The organism is Actinomadura barringtoniae, from assembly GCF_017573505.1.
Taxonomy (GTDB): Bacteria; Actinomycetota; Actinomycetes; order Streptosporangiales; family Streptosporangiaceae; genus Spirillospora; species Spirillospora barringtoniae.
Genome location: NZ_JAGEOJ010000005.1, coordinates 192500 through 209091 on the forward strand (window position 1 = coordinate 192500; position 16592 = coordinate 209091).

Below are 16592 nucleotides of genomic sequence, written 5' to 3' on the forward strand. Positions count from 1 at the left end.
ATCTGGACAATAAGGGCCGGGCTGCGTGCGCAGCCCGGCCCTTATGTCACTGGGGCAGGGTGGCGTAGACCATGCGCCGGTTGGGGTGTTCCGAAGCGGTCCAGATGGTGCCGAGGCTCGGGGTGTCCTCGGTGCCGAACGGCCAGTGAGACAAGGCCTCGGCGCCGATCGCTCCGGGTTGCACCGAGTCCTTGGTGAGTGCTCCGGTGGCGGACGTGACCGGCTTCATCTTGAAGAGCTCACTGAGGTCATCCTGACCGGCCTCGTTGTCGCCATGGGTCTGGGACACGTACCACCTGCCGCTGAACCTGGTGGCTCCGTTGACGTTCGGTACCGACAGGGTGTGGAGGGACTTCGCGTCCCAATAGCCACTGGTGCGCTGTTCCCCGCCCGAGGTGGCGTCGGCGATGTCCCAGGAGGCCACGCGGCCCTTGGTGTAGCCGTCGCAGTACTCACCGGCGAGCAGGCTGTCGGTGCCGGAGCGGTCCAGGCTCGTGTAGGAGAACCTGAGCGGACCCGCCGAGTCGGTGCACGCCGTTCCACCGCTGCCGGCGTGCTCCCACACGGTGACCTCGGGCATCACGTAGCGGTAGCCGTAGCCGTAGAAGACCCCGTCGATCCGGCCGACCTTGCCCTGGTCGGTGACATTGCCCTTATCGCCGGCGGCCTTCAGGTCGTAGATGTGGCGCATGTCGAAGACCCGGAGACCATGGCTGGTGTCGGCCACGTAGAGGAAGTTGCCGTACCAGGTGATCCCGCCCGCGTGCAGAGAGTCTCCCTTCCCCGCGGTCTGGTCGTCCCGGAGGCTCGTGTAGCTCGCGTTCCCCGAGGAGTTCTCGTACGGGTGGGCGAGCAGCACGTGCCGGTACTCGCCGGTGCCCGGATCGATGAAGCTGACCCGGACACCCTTCTGGTCGTTGCCCGCCGGAGCGGCGCCGGCGAAGTACCAGCTGACCAGGACGGGCTGGTTCGAGTCGCCCCACTTCTGGTCCGCCTGTGCGTCGGCCACGGTGGTCACGCCCTGCGGGAACCAGTTCTTGGTGTTGCGGTCGTCCTCGCCGGTCGGGTCGTCCTGCCAGCAGAAGCTCTTGGTCACCGAGACCGCGGGCTTGCTCGGGTCGCGGTCCGCGTCGACCACGGCGGCGGAGTTGCAGGCGGATCCGGAACGCACCGTCCCGGTGCGGTTGGCCTCGGCCATGATGTCCCCGACGCCGACGTTGGGCAGCGCGTCGTCGAGGCCCTGGACGTTCGCCTTCAGGTAGGCCGCGTTGTCCTTGACCTGGAGTCTGGCGTTGGCCAGGTCGAGCGGCGCCGCCGAGGCGGCGGGTGCGTGGACGGCCACCAGTCCGGCGGCCGCCACCATGAGGGTCGTGACGGAAGTGAGCACCTTGTGGCGCCACATCATGTGTCCTCCTCGTGATCGGCACTTGGGCCGCCGGAGGGCACGGGAACGCTGAGGTAGGGACGAGGGCGCCAGGAGGGGACGGCGGCGCCGGGGGCAGCGCGGCGGGGATGCGTAGGGGCGAGCCAAGATCGTCCAATTACGATCAAGGTGTCACAAAGCTCACATTCTGACCATTATGGAAGTTTGTTACATAAGTCACAGCCTGCGCAGGTTGACACCCAAAAAACGCCGATCTTGCTCTCAGCGCCCTTCCGGCGTCGGGTTAGGGGCGCTGAGAGCAAGATCGGCGTGGTTGTGGGACTAGCGGACGATCTGGCCGCCCTTGTAGGTGAGGACGGGGGCGCGGTGCGCGGACTTGGCCTTCAGGGCCTGGCCGTTCACGGGCAGGGTGCTGAGCGCCAGACGCTGGATGACGGCGGCGATGCCGTCGGCGTTGGTGTCCAGCAGATGCCAGTTGATGTTGGTGATGCGGTCGCACTTGGCGTGGTAGCACGCGTCGTACGGCTGACCGGCCGTACCACCGAAGATCTTGGCCTCCTCGGCCGTCTTCAGCTGCTCGGCGCCGGTGTCGACGCCGCCCGCCGGGATGCCGGCCTCAAGGAACGGCCCGTAGTCGGAGCGGCCGTTGAACTCGCTCGGGACGGTCGGCAGCTTCCGCTTGGCGAAGTACTGGTTGAACATCTTCTGGATGGCGGCCGAGCCCGCGGGGGCCGTGGGGTCGGAGCCGTTGTAGACGCCGCGGACGCCGTTCGGCGAGGCCGTCATGTCGAAGTTCAGGTTGAGGGCGATCTTCGCCTTCTGTGCGGCGGTCAGGTGCGTGACGTAGTACTCCGCGCCGACCAGGCCGGACTCCTCGGCGCCCCACCACGCGAAGCGGACCTTGTTCTTCAGGTTCTTCTTGCCCAGCTTGTTGATCTTCTGGGCGGCGGCCAGGATCGTGGACGACCCGGAACCGTTGTCGTTGACGCCGGGACCGGCTTCGACGCTGTCCAGGTGCGCGCCGACCACGACCACGTTGTTCGGGTTGCCGTACTTGGACTCGGCGATCACGTTGGAGATCTGCTTCGGGGTGTTGGTGACCTCGGTCTTCACCCGCACCTTGAGCGTGCCGGCCTTGGCGGAGGCCGCCATCTCGTTGCCGATCTTGTACGTGGTGCCGATGACCGGGACCGGGGACGGCTTGGACAGGCCGTAGACGGCCGGGTCGTCGGTCGGCTGGTCGGCGCCGACGCGCTGGTAGATGATCGTGGCCGAGGCTCCGGCGGCGGCCGCGTTGCTGGCCTTGATGTCAAAGACGCAGCTGCCCCGGCGGATCAGGGCGATCGCGCCCTTGGGGAAGTTCTTGAAGTCGTCGGCCTCGCAGCCGCTGTTGCCCGTGCCGTCCTGCGGGCCGTCCAGGTCGACGGGGACGACCTTGCCGGTCACGTCGCCCTGGCCGGAGTATTCGTAGGTGCCGAACTCGGTGACGGGCTTGTAGGTGGCCTTGTTCGGCTCAAGCTGCTCGAAGGCTCCCGGGCCGTCCTGCTTGAACACCCAGAACGGGAAGTTCTGCAGCTTCGGCTTGAGCCCGGCCTTCTTGAGCTCGTTGTAGACGTACTTCACCGAGATGTCGTAACCGGCGAGGCCCGCCTTGCGGTTGCCGCCGTTGTAGTCGCCGATCTTCTGCAGGTTGAGCAGATGGCGCTTGATGTCCTTGGCGGTGACCAGCTTGGCCAGGTCGGGCTTCGGCTTGGGTTTGGCCGCCGCCTGAGCGGACGGGGCCGCGACCAAGGGCAGAGCCAGGGCGGCAGCGGTGACGCCGATGGCGAACTTGCGCAAAGTGATGCTCCAGACGGAGTGAGAGCGGGGGGACGAAACTGTGGGTAGGACTCGCTAGCCCGCTGGCCCGGTCGGTGACCGGGCCAGCGGATCTGCGGTTCTTCTGGATGGGCGGACGGGTCCTGTTAGCGGACCAGGTGGCCGCCCTTGTACTCGTACGAGGGGGCGCTCAGCGACGGCAGAGCGCGCAGGGCGTGGCCGTTCACCGGGAGGGTGGACAGGGCCAGCGTCTGGACCGCGTGCGCGACACCGTCGGCGTTGGTGTCCAGCAGCTTCCAGTTGATGTTGGTGATGCGGTCGCAGGCCTGGTGGTAGCAGCCGTCGTAGGCCTTGCCCGCGGTACCACCGAAGATCTTCGCCTCTTCGGCGGTCTTGATGCCCTCGGCACCGGTGTCGATGCCGCCGGCCGGGATGCCCGCCTCAAGGAACGGCCCGTAGTCCGAACGCCCGTTGAACTCGCTGGGCGTGGTGGGCAGCTTCCGCTTCGCGAAGTAGTCGTTGAAGATCTTCTGGATCGCCGCCGAACCCGCGGGGGCCGTCGGGTCCGAGCCGTTGTACACGCCGCGCACGCCGTTCGGCGAGGCGGTCATGTCGAAGTTCAGGTTGAGCGCGATCTTGGCCTTCTCGGCGTCGCTCAGCGTGGTGACGTAGTGCTCGGAACCGAGCAGGCCCTCCTCCTCAGCACCCCACCAGGCGAGGCGGACCTTGTTCTTCAGGCCCTTCTTGCCCAGCTTGTTGATGTGCTTGGCGAGCGAGAGCAGCGTCGAGGTGCCCGAGCCGTTGTCGTTGATGCCGGGACCGGCCTGCACGCTGTCCAGGTGCGCGCCGACGACGACCACGTTGTTCGGGTCGCCGTACTTGGACTCGGCGATGACGTTGGAGGCCTGCCGCTTGCCGGCCTCGGTGTCGGTCTTCAGGTGCAGCTTCACGCCGCCCCCGTTCGCGAGCTTGACCAGCTCGTTGCCGATCTTGAACGTGGGGCCGACGACCGGCTGGTCGAACGGGGCGCCGAGCGTGCCGCCGACGGGCGAGTCCTCGACGGTCGGCTTCTGGAAGATGACCGAGCCGACCGCGCCCGCGGCCTTGGCGTTGGCGGCCTTCACGGCGAAGTCACAGCCGCCGCGCTGGATCAGCGCGATCGAGCCCTTCGGGAAGTTCGCGAAGTCGGCGGCCTCACAGCCCGACGTGCCGTCCTCGACCGTGGTCGGAACGTCCACCGGCACGGCCGCGGCCGTCACGTCGCCGGAGCCGGAGTACTGGTAGGTCGAGAAGTCGGTGTCGGGCGTGTAGGTCACCTGGCCGGGGGCGGTCTGGGCGAACACCGCCGGGGACTTCTCGGCCCAGTAGTCGAACTCGAACTTCTGGACCGTCGGGCTGAGCCCGGCCTTCTTCAGCTCGTTGACGACGTACTTCACCGAGATCTCGAAGCCCGGCAGGCCGGCGGCGCGGTTGCCGCCGTTGTAGTCGCCGATCGTCTGGAGATTCTGCAGGTGCTGCTTGATCTCCTTGACGGTCACCAGCTGGGCCAGGTCGGGCTTGGCTGCGGCGTCGGCGGCAGGGGCCGTGACCATGGTCAGGGTCAGGGCCGCTGCGGCTCCTATGGCGAGCTTGCGCAACATTCACTCCTGTAGGGGGGATATGGAGCGGATTGGCAAGATCGTGGCAGCAAACCCCAGGGCCCACAAGACTCACATCAGGCCACAATGTGACAGTTACGTCTCAACACTGGCCAATGTCACCGCCCGCACGAGGAATCCCTACGGCTCGTGCTGCGGCAGGTCGACGGGGAAGCCGGGCGGCGCGGCCTCCAGCCACGCCAGGAAGCCGGTCAGCGCCGACGCGCTCATCGCCAGCTCCACGGTCAGGTCGCCGTCCTTGACCTCGATCACGCTGACGTCGGGGAGCAGCCCGGCGGCCTCCTCCCCCTCGGGCCGGCGCCGTCCGGACACGACGAGGCCCCGGCGGTGAATCACCTGCCGGGGCCTGCGGCGAAAGCCGAACACGCGGTGCCAGTTCAGTACGTCGCCCTTGTAGCGGCCGATACCGAGCCGCCATACGCCGGGCGCGTCATCACGGCCGATCACGCGGAGGCTGGCCTCGACCGTGCCGCCGCCGCGCTCGAACAACCATCGGCGCACGGTCATGGCGACGAAGACGCACGCCACCAGGAGAACGACGAAGGCGAGCACCCCGCCCACGTCCAGTGCCAGGTGCCCGCCCAAGTCCCCCCGCCCGTTCCGGTCTAGGCCTCTTGGCCCGCCGCGCGCAGCCGCGCGCGGGCGCGCCGTTCGGCCGTGGAGTCCTCGCCGCCGCCGGCGAGCACGTCTTCCAGTGCCCGCCGCGCGTCGGCGACGTCGATCTCGGCGCCGAGCTCGGCCTGCTCGGCCAGGACCGACACCTCGTCATCGGCGATGGAGAAGAACCCGCTGCCGACCATCGCGGTGATCCACTCGCCGCCGTCGGCCGGCTCGATCTTCACCACGCTGCCGTCCAGCAGGACGCCCAGCACCGGGGCGTGGCCCGGCATGATGCCGAGCTGCCCCTCGATGGTCTGGGCGACCACCATCTTGGCCTCGCCGGACCAGATCTCGCGCTCCGGCGAGACCAGCCCGACCTTCAGGGTTGCCACGTGTCAATCCTCCGAATACTGGAGCCGATCCGGCGGGGCGCGCGTCGCGGCGCGCCCCGCCGGAGCTGACTACTTCTCCAGCTCCTTGGCCTTCTTCTCGACGTCCTCGATGCCACCGCACATGAAGAACGCCTGCTCGGGGATGTGGTCGTACTTGCCCTCGGTCAGCGCCTTGAAGGAGGCGACCGTCTCGTCCTTGGACACGGTCACGCCCTCCTGGCCGGTGAACTGCTCGGCCACGTACATCGGGTGCGACAGGAAACGCTCGATGCGCCGCGCCCGGTTGACGGTGACCTTGTCCTCTTCGGACAGCTCGTCGATACCGAGGATCGCGATGATGTCCTGCAGCTCCTTGTACTTCTGCAGGATCCGCCGGACCTCCTGGGCGACCTCGTAGTGCTCCCGGCCGAGCACCTGCGGGTCCATGATCCGCGAGGTGGAGTCGAGCGGGTCCACCGCCGGGAAGATGCCCTTCTCGGAGATGGCGCGCGAGAGCACCGTGGTGGCGTCCAGGTGGGCGAACGTGGTGTGCGGCGCCGGGTCGGTGATGTCGTCCGCGGGAACGTAGATCGCCTGCATCGAGGTGATCGAGTGACCGCGGGTCGAGGTGATCCGCTCCTGGAGCACGCCCATCTCGTCGGCCAGCGTGGGCTGGTAGCCCACGGCCGAGGGCATGCGGCCCAGCAGGGTGGAGACCTCGGAACCGGCCTGGGTGAAACGGAAGATGTTGTCGATGAACAACATCACGTCCTGGCCCTGGACGTCCCGGAAGTACTCCGCCATCGTCAGCGCCGACAGCGCCACGCGAAGACGGGTGCCCGGGGGCTCGTCCATCTGGCCGAAGACCAGGGCGGTGTCCTTGAGGACGTCCGCCTCGTCCATCTCCACCCAGAGGTCGTTGCCCTCACGGGTGCGCTCGCCGACGCCGGCGAAGCAGGACGTACCACCGAAGTTGCGGGCGACGCGCCGGATCATCTCCTGGATGAGGACGGTCTTGCCCACACCCGCGCCGCCGAACAGGCCGATCTTGCCGCCCTTGACGTACGGGGACAGCAGGTCGATGACCTTGATGCCGGTCTCCAGCATCTCGGTCTTGGACTCCAGCTGGTCGAACGCCGGAGCCTTGCGGTGGATGCCCCAGCGCTCGCTGACCTCGAGGGAGGCCGTCGGAACGTCCAGGGTCTCGCCGAGGGCGTTCCACACGTGGCCCTTGGTCACGTCGCCGACGGGCACCGAGATCGGGCCGCCGGTGTCGGTGACCGAGGCGCCGCGCACGAGGCCGTCGGTCGGCTGCATGGAGATCGCGCGCACCATGTTGTCGCCCAGGTGCTGGGCGACCTCGAAGGTCAGCGTCCGGGTGTCGTCCCCGAGCGTGACCTCCACGTGCAGCGCGTTGTAGATGTCCGGAATGGAGTCGGCGGGAAATTCCACGTCGACGACCGGGCCGATGACCCGGGCGACTCGCCCGGTGGCGGTCGCCGTCTCTACCTGAGCAGTCATTCTCACTCCCCGCCAGACTCGGCCAGCGCGTTCGCGCCCCCGACGATCTCGCTGATTTCCTGGGTGATCATGGCCTGGCGCGCCTGGTTCATCTGGCGCGTGTAGACCTCGACCAGTTCGTTGGCATTGTCGGTCGCCGACTTCATCGCGCGGCGCCGCGAGGCGTGCTCGGAAGCCGCCGACTGGAGCAGCATGTGGAAGATGCGGCTCTCGATGTAGTTCGGCAGCAGCAGGTCGAGCGCCGCCTGGGCGGAGGGCTCGAACTCGTACGCCGGCAGGACGCCGCGCCCCTCGTCGACCCGCTCCTCGATCTCGAGCGGGATCAGACGGCTGACGTGCACCTGCTGGGTCAGCATCGAGACGAACTCGGTGTAGACCACGTGGATCTCACCGACCCCGCCCTCGTCGTCGGCCTTGAGGAAGTCCTCGGCGAGCCTGCGGCCGATCCGCTCCGCGCTGGCGAAGTCGGGCCGGTCGCTGAACCCGGTCCAGCTGGCCGCCACCTCACGGGCGCGGAACCGGTACCAGGTCAGGCCCTTGTTGCCGACCACGTACGGGATCGGCCGCTTGCCCTGCTCGCGCAGGGCGGTGATCAGCGACTCGGCCTCGCGGATCACGTTGGCGTTGTAGCCGCCGCAGAAGCCGCGGTCGCTGGTCACGATCAGGACGGCCGTGCGGCTGTCCTCGGGCTGCTCGTTCAGCAGCGGGTGATCGATCCCGACGTTGTGGCTGACCAGGGCGGTGAGCGCCTGCGTGATCTGCTCGGCGTACGGCTTGGAGGCCGCGACCGCCTGCTGGGCCTTGACGATGCGCGAGGTCGCGATCATCTCCTGGGCCCGGGTGATCTTCGCGGTGGACTTCACCGACCTGATCTGGTTCCGGAGCTGGCGAAGCTGAGCCATCGCCGATCAGCCCTTCTTCACGCGGGTGATCTTCTCCTGCTCGACGTCCTCGTCATCGATCGCCTCGACCGGCTCGTCCTCGCCGAGGAGCTTGCCGTCGCTGGTCTCGAAGCCCTTCTTGAACTCGGTGATCGAGTCCTTCAGGGAGGTGAGGGCGTCGTCAGAGAGCTGCCCGGTCTCGCGGATGGAGGTCAGCAGCCCGGACTCGTTGCGCTCGACGTAGTCGAGGAACTCGGCTTCGAACCGCTTGACGTCCTCGACCGGGATCTCGTCGAGCTCACCGGTCGTACCGGCCCACACCGACACGACCTGCTGCTCCACCGGGTACGGGCTGAACTGCGGCTGCTTCAGCAGCTCGACCAGGCGTGCACCGCGGTCCAGCTGGGCGCGGGAGGCCGCGTCCAGGTCGGACGCGAAGGCCGCGAAGGCCTCCAGGTCACGGAACTGCGACAGCGCCAGGCGGAGCGTACCGGCGACCTTGCGCATGGCCTTCACCTGCGCGGAGCCGCCGACTCGGGAGACGGAGATACCGACGTTGATCGCAGGGCGGACGCCCTGGTTGAACAGGTCGGTCTCCAGGAAGCACTGGCCGTCGGTGATGGAGATGACGTTGGTCGGGATGAACGCCGACACGTCGTTGCCCTTGGTCTCGATGATCGGCAGACCCGTCATCGAACCGGCGCCCAGGTCGTCCGACAGCTTCGCGCAACGCTCGAGGAGCCGCGAGTGCAGGTAGAAGACGTCACCGGGGTAGGCCTCACGGCCCGGCGGGCGGCGCAGCAGCAGCGAGACCGCGCGGTAGGCCTCGGCCTGCTTCGACAGGTCGTCGAAGACGATCAGGACGTGCTTGCCCTGGTACATCCAGTGCTGGCCGATCGCGGACCCGGTGTAGGGCGCGATGTACTTGTAGCCCGCGGGCTCGGAGGCGGGCGCGGCGACGATCGTGGTGTACTCCAGCGCACCGGCCTCTTCGAGGGTGCGGCGCACGTTGGCGATCGTGGAGCCCTTCTGGCCGACCGCGACGTAGATGCAGCGAACCTGCTTGCTCTCGTCGCCGGAAGCCCAGTTCTCCTTCTGGTTGATGATGGTGTCGATGCAGACCGTGGTCTTGCCGGTCTGCCGGTCACCGATGATCAGCTGCCGCTGGCCACGGCCGATCGGCGTCATCGCGTCGATGGCCTTGATGCCGGTCTGCAGCGGCTCCTTGACCGACTGCCGCTGAACGACCGTCGGGGCCTGCAGTTCGAGCGCGCGGCGCTCGGTCGACTCGATCGCACCCTTGCCGTCGATGGGGTTGCCCAGCGCGTCGACGACGCGGCCGAGGAAGCCGTCGCCGACCGGGGCCGAGAGGACCTCGCCGGTACGGCGGACCTTCTGGCCCTCCTCGATGTTGCTGAAGTCACCCAGGACAACGGCACCGATCTCACGGACGTCCAGGTTCAGAGCCAGGCCACGGGTGCCGTCCTCGAATTCGAGGAGCTCGTTGGCCATCGCCGAGGGCAGGCCCTCGACGTGCGCGATGCCGTCGCCGGAATCGACAACGGTGCCGACCTCTTCGCGCGCGGCGGCCTCGGGCTCGTACGACTGGACGAAGCGCTCCAGCGCGTTCCGGATCTCATCCGGACGGATCGTCAGCTCCGCCATGATTCCTCTCTTACTCCCTCAGGGATCCGCTAGCCGGCGAGCCGCCGGCGGACGTCGTCCAGCCGCCCGGCGATCGTGCCGTCGATGATCTCGTCCCCGATCTGGATGGACAGGCCGCCCAGCGACTCGGGGTCGAGCTCGATGTTCAGGTGTACTTCGTGGCCGTAGGCCGCGGCGAGGACCGCGGCGAGCCGGGTCCGCTGCGCTTCGGTCAGCTCCACCGGGCTGCGCACCAGCGCCACCAGGCGCTGCCGCCGCTGGGCGACGAGCCGGCCGTACTCGGCGAGCCCGCCCTCCAGGCTACGTCCTCGCGGCCGCAGCACCAGCTCGGCGATCAGTTCCAGCGCGGGCGCCGTGACCTTGCCGCCCAGCAGGGCGTCCAGCAGGCCCTGCTTGCGCTCGTCCGGCAGTCCCGCACCGGCGAGCGCGCCGCGCAGCTCGGGCTCGCCCTCGACGACGCGGGAGAACCGGAACAGCTCGTCCTCCAGGTCGTCGATCTGGTTCGCCTGCTCGGCCCGCGCCGACTCGGCGGTGACCGCGAGCGACTCGATCCCGTCCGAGAGCTCCGACGGCTTGGACCAGCGGAGCCGGACCACGTCGGCGACCAGCTCGAGAGCGGCCGGTGAGACCTTGCCCTCGAGCAGTGCCTGGACGAGCTGCGCCTTGTCGGCCCCGTCCCGCGCCGGGTCGGACACCGCGCGCCGCAGCCCGTGCTCGCGGTCGATCAGGTGCAGCACCGCGAACAGGTCGCCGCCGAGCGTGCCGAGGTCGGCCGACGGAATGACCGCCTCCAGCCGCTCCTTGGCCTCCGCCAGCGACGCCCTGCTCACCGCTCCCGTGATGGTCATGATGTGATCTGCTCCTGCGAACGGGCGCGGCCCTCGAGCTCCTCGAGGAACCGGTCGACCACGCGGCTCTGCCGGGCCGGGTCCTCCAGGGACTCGCCGACGACCCGCGAGGCGAGGTCGACCGACAGGGTGCCGACCTCGGCCCGGAGCTGCTGCAGTGCCTGCTGCCGCTCGGCCTCGATCTGCGCCTGCGCCGACTCGACGATGCGCCGCGCCTCGGCCTGCGCCTGCTCGCGCATCTCGGCCACGATCTGCGCGCCCTCTTCGCGAGCCTGCTCGCGAAGCCGGGACGCCTCGTGCCGGGCCTCCTTGAGGTTCGCCTGGTAGTCGTCCAGGGTCGCCTGTGCCTCGGCCTGCGCGGCCTCGGCCCGCTTCAGCCCGCCCTCGATCGCGTCGGTCCGCTCGTCGAGCGTCTTACGGATCTGCGGAACGAGCTTCCAGGCGACCACGAGCAGCACGATGGCGAACGCGATGGTGCCGAAGACGAGCTCGGAAGCCTCGGGAACTACTGGGTTGTCCGAAGCCATAATCATCGGGGTTCCGCCTTCCTCTCAGGAATGTGGAAGGTCAGCGGTTTACTTGTGCACGAAGGGCACGACGAAACCGATGAGGGCGAGCGCCTCGGTGAGCGCGAAGCCCAGCAGCATGTTCTGACGGATGACGTTGGTGAGCTCCGGCTGGCGGGCGATGGCCTGCACGCCCTGACCGAAGATGATGCCCACGCCGATACCGGGGCCGATGGCGGCAAGACCGTACGCGACGGCACCGAGGCTACCGCTGACGGAGTCACTCGCAGCGAGAACGTTGGCGGCTTCAGCGAGCATGTGCTCTTTCCTTTTCACTCGGACCGGTGGGTGCTGCCCCACCGGAGGCTTTTCTGTTGCGGGTGGAGATCGGTCAGTGGTCGGCGTGCAGGGCGCCGCCGATGTAGGAGGCGGCCAGCAGCACGAAGATGAAGGCCTGAAGCGCCTGGATGAACATCTCGAAAGCCGTCATGACGATCGTCATGAGGAAGCCGACGATGCCGACCGGGGCGCCGAGCGGGGTGAGCTTCTCCACCAGGAACCAGTAGGCGACCGACGCGAAGAAGGCCAGCAGAAGGTGGCCTGCGAACATGTTCGCGAAGAGCCGGACCGCGTGGGTGAAGGGTCGCAGGATGATGTTCGAGAGCAGCTCGATGGGGGCCAGGATCACGTACAGGGGCTTGGGCAGTCCCGGCGGGAACATCATGTTCTTGAAGTAGCCGACCAGGCCCTGGTGCTTGATGCTCAGGAAGAGCATGATCACGTAGACGGTCAGCGCGAGCACGATCGGGAACGCGATGTGCGAGTTGACCGGCAGGTAAAGGATCGGAACGACGCCCATCCAGTTCATGAACAGGATGAAGAAGAACGTCGAGAACAGGAAGGGCATCCACGCGTCGCCCTCCTTGCCGATCATCGGCCGGGCGACCTGGTCGCGAACGAAGAGGTAAGCGACCTCTCCGACGTTCTGGATGCCCCGGGGGACGAGCTTCGGACTGCGGAACGCCGCCCACGCGAACCAGATCACCAGCACCGCGCAGATCGCGACGATCAGGGTCGGCTTGGTGAGCCAGCTGGGCGCGCCGTCCCAGAGCGGGCCCCACTGGAAGATTTCGGTGCCGGGGGCCTCGAACTCATCCTTGCCCCCGGAGGCGAGGAGGTGCAGCGCGCTCACGCGGCAGTCCCTTCGTCAGTGACCGGTTGTTCGGTCGTGGCTTGCTTGTGCCTGCCCGAGGGGCGCGGCTTCAGTCTGAAGACTGTGCAGGTCACTGCCGTCACGGGTGCCTTCGGCGGGGTGGCTGTCAGCGTCCGTAGCGGTGGTAGACCAGGTAGAGCGCGAGACCGAGGCCCACCAGGATTCCGATGGGGAACAGCGCCGAGAGACCCAACCAGCGATCCAGCAGCCAGCCGAGGCCGCCGTAGACGGCCATTCCGCTCAGCACATAGCTGGGAATGGACCAGGCGGCGTTGGCGAAACTGCGGTGGTCCATGTCCTCGTCGGACCCCGGATCGGGCTGGTGCCCCTCCTCGCTCATCGCAGGACGGACCATAGCAGGCCACCCCCCTGGTGGTCATATTGGAGTAGTCCAATTGCGCCACGGCAGCCCACGAGATCATCAGGGGCTCCGGTCGGCGGCGGTCTTCGGAGCCTCGGCGGGCTCGACGTAGAGCATCTTGGTCTTCAGCGTGGTCCGGATCTCGGCGCCGATCCACACCAGGGTCAGTGCGATGACCGACCAGGCGAAGGCGCTGGAGTTCCAGGCGGTCACGCCGTCAAGCAGCGCGACCAGCGCGAACATCACGAAGATCTTGGTGATGTAGCTGAAGACGGCTGCGGCGAACATGAGTTGCGCGGAGATCTTGGAGGCGTAGCTGACCGCCACCACGCTGATGCTGAAAAAGACGATCACCACGACGGTCGCGATTGCGGCACCCAGCGCTCCCTTGGCCCCGGCGAGGAGCAGACCGGCCAGAACGGCGGCCACACCCGCGAGGGCGGACGGGATCGCGGCGCCGCGGAGGATCCGGGCGTCGGAAGGCTGCATGTGGGCTCCGGGTGGTCACTTTCAGTGTCCGTGTCTTGTTCGTGAAAGGTATCACAAGCGTCCAGAACGCCCGCAATTACCCTAGAAGTAACGTACTGGGCCTCGTTGAACTGTCACGCTCCCCACACGGACTGTAGCCCAGGGCGCCCCCTGCTTCGGCTGAATCGCGTCCGCGTTGTCGCAGGTGTTCGCCGGTCTTGGACTAGTCCACCGGCACTCGAAGGTGTCGCCCTACCCGGCCCGCGACGTCCTACACGAGCCGGATTTCCTGTTCTGAACGGAAGATCCCGGGTCGAAGCGGAGGAGGATCCGGATCGGTCAGACGGGCTGGTGGGGGCGCTGGGCCGGGGCGGCCGGGCCGGCTGCGTGGCGGGGGGTGCGGCGGCGGACCCGGGGGGCGGCGATCATGACGACGACGCCGAGGACCGCGACCACGAGGGTGACCGATGACACCAGCGGGACCGAGTTGGTGACCGAGAGCCCGACGAGGCTGGAGGCGATCAGGCCGACCCAGAAGTACATGATCAGGACGGCCCGGCGGTGCGAATGGCCCAGTTCCAGGAGCCGGTGGTGCAGGTGCTGCTTGTCCGGCGCGAACGGCGAACGGCCCTGGTTCGTACGGCGCCAGACCGCGAGCAGCATGTCGAGGAACGGGACGAGCGCGACGGCCGGGACCAGCAGGATCGGCATCCAGAACGGGAACTGCGCGTACGAGCCGATGACCGCCGGGTCGAACTGGCCGGTGAGCATGATCGTCGCGGCGCTGAGCAGGAGGCCGATCAGCATCGAGCCGGTGTCGCCCATGAAGATGCGCGCCGGGTTGAAGTTGTGCGGCAGGAACCCCGCGCAGATGCCGACCAGGATGGCGGCGGTGAGGGTCGCGGGGGTCAGCTTGGTCAGGCCGTTGGTGTAGGAGAGCAGGTAGGCGTAGGAGAACAGCGCGCTGGCGGCGATGCCCACGACGCCGGCGGCCAGGCCGTCCAGGCCGTCGATGAAGTTGACCGCGTTGATCGTCGCGACCACCACGAAGACGGTCAGCGGGACGCCATAGGCGGGCGGCAGCGCCAGCGGCTCGCCGTTCGGCATGGGCAGCTGGTAGAGCTGGATGCCCTGCATGATGAAGATCCCGGCCGCCGCGACCTGGCCCGCGAACTTGGTGAGGGCGTCCACGCCCCACCGGTCGTCGGCGATCCCGACGAGGACGATCAGGCCGCCCGACAGCAGCATCGCGCGGCCCACATTGACGTCGCCGGCCGCCAGCACCTTGCGGAACGCGGGCAGCCCCGCGGCGACGATCAGCGCGCCGACCAGGCCGCCGAACATCGCCAATCCGCCGAGGCGGGGGGTCGGGATCGTGTGCACGTCGCGGTCGCGCGGCGCCGCCTGGGCCCCGAACCAGACCGCGAACCGGCGCACCGCCGGAGTCAGCAGGTAGGTGACGAGTGCGGCGACGAGAATGGTGAGCAGGTATTCCCGCACGCCCCGCGCCTCCCTCGCACCCAAGTGCCCCTGTACGGAATCAGATGTCCGTCGCGGCCGATCTGTTCGCCCTACGACGTAACGACCAACTCTAATCGCCCCGGCCCGTGACCGCTGCGCGTTCCCACGCCCGAAATCGGTACGTGCCGAGCGCCGCGGCGCCGATGATCACCAGGGCCAGACCCGCCAGGCAGCCGTCTCCCAGGGAGAACGCCCACAAACCGCGTGCCGCGACGTCATCCACAACGTCCAGGACGACCAGAGCCGTTCCCAACACGATCAGGATCTCACCCACCCGGGGGCGGGGCGTCGGCCGCCTCGCCACAAGGCCCACCGAGCCGAGGGCGAGGACCAGCATCACCGAGCCCGCCCACGAGCCGGTCCAGTGCGGCCGGGCATAGTGCGGCGGGGGTACGACGATCGCGCCCTTGGGCAGCCTGACCTTGATCATCACACCCTCGTGCGGGCGCAGCCCGGTCTGGGTGAAGTCGATGGCGAACGGGCCGTCCCGGTCGCGCAGGCAGCGCGTGTAGGAGGTGGCGGTGCCGGCGAGGCAGCCGACGTGGCGCAGCGGGACCGGCGCCTCCACCCGTACCGCCGCCTCGCCGATCGGCACGTCCCAGTAGGTGCCGATGGCGTTCCACAGGAACTCGTCGCGGTCGGCGTAGGGGGTGATCGCCCAGGCCAGGTCGTACTCGATCACGTACGCCTGGCGGCCGTGCACCCGATGGCCCATGTTGCCGACGGTGATCTGCACGTCGTGCAGCAGCTTCAGCGTGTCGGCCCGCGCGGGCGCGCCGGTCGAGGAGCTCGTGCGCACGTCCCGCACGTCGTACAGCCGGTTGTGGCGCCGGTACGGCACGCTCAGCACGATCCCGTGCTCGCCGCGCACGTCGAAGTCGTAGGTGATCGTCTCGCGGACGTGGACCACCCCGTCCGCTCGGATCGTCATCACCACGTCATAGGTGGGGATGCGTTCCACCGGATCGGCCACCGGATCGGTGACCGCTGCTTCGGTGACCGCTGCTTCGGCGGGCAGCGGGGCGAGCAGAACGGGCAGGGCGAGAAGGGCGATCGCCAGCACCAGCCATACGGCGACCGCCGGGCCCCGGACCAAGCCACGCACCTCTGGCATATTTCCACCGTCGACGCCGCGCCACGGCGTAACGAAGTGATTACTCTATGGAGTCGTCCACCACTCTCCGCTTAGGCTACGCGCCGTGTCCACTGTTGGGCGCGGTCTCCTCGGGGGTGTCGTCGGGACCGTGCTGATCACCGGGTGCGCACGGGGGCCCACGCTGTCGGAATCGTCCGACCGCCTGAACGCCGACACCGCGCACGTCCTTCGGGACGGCGCGCAACGGCTCGGCCCTCCGGGCGGCAAACCCCGCACACTGACCAGCCGCACGGAGCCGTGCACGGGCGGCCGGTCACGCCGCCAGCTGCGCACCGAGCTTCCGCTGCGCCCGGGCCTCGCACCCACCGTCCTGGTCGACCAGGCCACCGGCGTCACCCTGGGACTGATGGGCGACCGCGGCTATCGTCTGACCAATCCGCCGAGCGGCAAGGGCCGCCACCGCTCGTTCACGATGACGCGCGATGTGCCGAGCGTCACGTTCACCGTCCGCTTCCAAAGCGGCCGCCACCCCGCTTTGGTCCTCGACGGCGTCACTCCATGCCTTCCTGAGTGAAGTCCAACCCGCGAGCGGGCTGAAAAGGCGGCAAGTCCGCCATAAGGTCGATTCGTGCGGGTGAACGGGGGTGCACGAATGCACGGGGGTGCTGTGGTGCGCGATGG

Annotated in this window: 17 protein-coding genes; 1 reads left to right on the forward strand and 16 read right to left on the reverse strand. The window is 68.3% G+C overall.

Annotation, left to right across the window (positions count from 1 at the left end; genetic code table 11):
- Positions 1-46: 46 nt before the first annotated feature.
- The 16 genes from J4573_RS13725 to J4573_RS13800 form a co-directional block, all read right to left on the reverse strand.
- Positions 47-1405 carry a hypothetical protein gene (locus J4573_RS13725; RefSeq protein ID WP_208255813.1) on the reverse strand — a complete coding sequence of 453 codons (1359 nt, stop codon included), beginning with the start codon at positions 1403-1405 and terminating at the stop codon, positions 47-49.
- Between the two features lie 300 nt (positions 1406-1705).
- Positions 1706-3223, reverse strand: coding sequence for a M28 family peptidase (locus J4573_RS13730; RefSeq protein WP_208255814.1), 1518 nt, complete (start codon positions 3221-3223; stop codon positions 1706-1708).
- A gap of 125 nt (positions 3224-3348) precedes the next feature.
- Positions 3349-4842, reverse strand: a complete 1494-nt coding sequence (locus J4573_RS55290) for a M28 family peptidase (protein ID WP_208255815.1) — start codon at positions 4840-4842, stop codon at positions 3349-3351.
- 138 nt (positions 4843-4980) lie between these two features.
- On the reverse strand, positions 4981-5445 hold the full coding sequence (locus tag J4573_RS13740; RefSeq protein WP_208255816.1) for a DUF2550 domain-containing protein: 465 nt from the start codon (positions 5443-5445) through the stop codon (positions 4981-4983).
- A 20-nt stretch (positions 5446-5465) separates the two neighbouring features.
- Positions 5466-5852 (reverse strand): F0F1 ATP synthase subunit epsilon, encoded by a 387-nt coding sequence (locus J4573_RS13745; RefSeq protein ID WP_208255817.1) that lies wholly within the window; start codon positions 5850-5852, stop codon positions 5466-5468.
- A gap of 69 nt (positions 5853-5921) precedes the next feature.
- Positions 5922-7352: a F0F1 ATP synthase subunit beta gene (gene atpD, locus J4573_RS13750; RefSeq protein WP_208255818.1), complete on the reverse strand. Its 1431-nt coding sequence runs from the start codon at positions 7350-7352 to the stop codon at positions 5922-5924.
- 2 nt (positions 7353-7354) lie between these two features.
- The gene (locus tag J4573_RS13755; protein WP_208255819.1) at positions 7355-8254 is read right to left on the reverse strand and encodes a F0F1 ATP synthase subunit gamma; all 900 of its coding nucleotides are present in this window, start codon (positions 8252-8254) and stop codon (positions 7355-7357) included.
- Between the two features lie 6 nt (positions 8255-8260).
- Positions 8261-9898 carry a F0F1 ATP synthase subunit alpha gene (gene atpA / locus J4573_RS13760; protein WP_208255820.1) on the reverse strand — a complete coding sequence of 546 codons (1638 nt, stop codon included), beginning with the start codon at positions 9896-9898 and terminating at the stop codon, positions 8261-8263.
- Positions 9899-9927: 29 nt separating this feature from the next.
- Entirely contained in the window at positions 9928-10746 is an 819-nt protein-coding gene (locus J4573_RS13765; protein ID WP_208255821.1) for a F0F1 ATP synthase subunit delta, read from the reverse strand.
- Positions 10743-11279, reverse strand: coding sequence for a F0F1 ATP synthase subunit B (locus J4573_RS13770; RefSeq protein ID WP_243772954.1), 537 nt, complete (start codon positions 11277-11279; stop codon positions 10743-10745). Before J4573_RS13770 ends, J4573_RS13765 begins: the two co-directional genes overlap by 4 nt.
- 42 nt (positions 11280-11321) lie before the next feature.
- On the reverse strand, positions 11322-11570 hold the full coding sequence (gene atpE / locus J4573_RS13775; protein WP_208255822.1) for an ATP synthase F0 subunit C: 249 nt from the start codon (positions 11568-11570) through the stop codon (positions 11322-11324).
- A gap of 73 nt (positions 11571-11643) precedes the next feature.
- On the reverse strand, positions 11644-12444 hold the full coding sequence (atpB, locus tag J4573_RS13780) for a F0F1 ATP synthase subunit A (RefSeq protein ID WP_208255823.1): 801 nt from the start codon (positions 12442-12444) through the stop codon (positions 11644-11646).
- 127 nt (positions 12445-12571) lie between these two features.
- Entirely contained in the window at positions 12572-12805 is a 234-nt protein-coding gene (locus tag J4573_RS13785; protein WP_208255824.1) for an AtpZ/AtpI family protein, read from the reverse strand.
- Positions 12806-12886: 81 nt separating this feature from the next.
- Positions 12887-13315 carry a Cg1360 family ATP-synthase-associated protein gene (locus J4573_RS13790; RefSeq protein WP_208255825.1) on the reverse strand — a complete coding sequence of 143 codons (429 nt, stop codon included), beginning with the start codon at positions 13313-13315 and terminating at the stop codon, positions 12887-12889.
- Between the two features lie 318 nt (positions 13316-13633).
- Positions 13634-14794, reverse strand: a complete 1161-nt coding sequence (locus J4573_RS13795; RefSeq protein ID WP_208255826.1) for a glycosyltransferase family 4 protein — start codon at positions 14792-14794, stop codon at positions 13634-13636.
- A gap of 91 nt (positions 14795-14885) precedes the next feature.
- Positions 14886-15929: a DUF2207 domain-containing protein gene (locus J4573_RS13800; RefSeq protein WP_208255827.1), complete on the reverse strand. Its 1044-nt coding sequence runs from the start codon at positions 15927-15929 to the stop codon at positions 14886-14888.
- 85 nt (positions 15930-16014) lie between these two features.
- Here J4573_RS13800 and J4573_RS13805 point away from each other — a divergent pair, with 85 nt between their 5' ends.
- Positions 16015-16485, forward strand: coding sequence for a hypothetical protein (locus J4573_RS13805; RefSeq protein WP_208255828.1), 471 nt, complete (start codon positions 16015-16017; stop codon positions 16483-16485).
- Positions 16486-16592 lie beyond the last annotated feature (107 nt).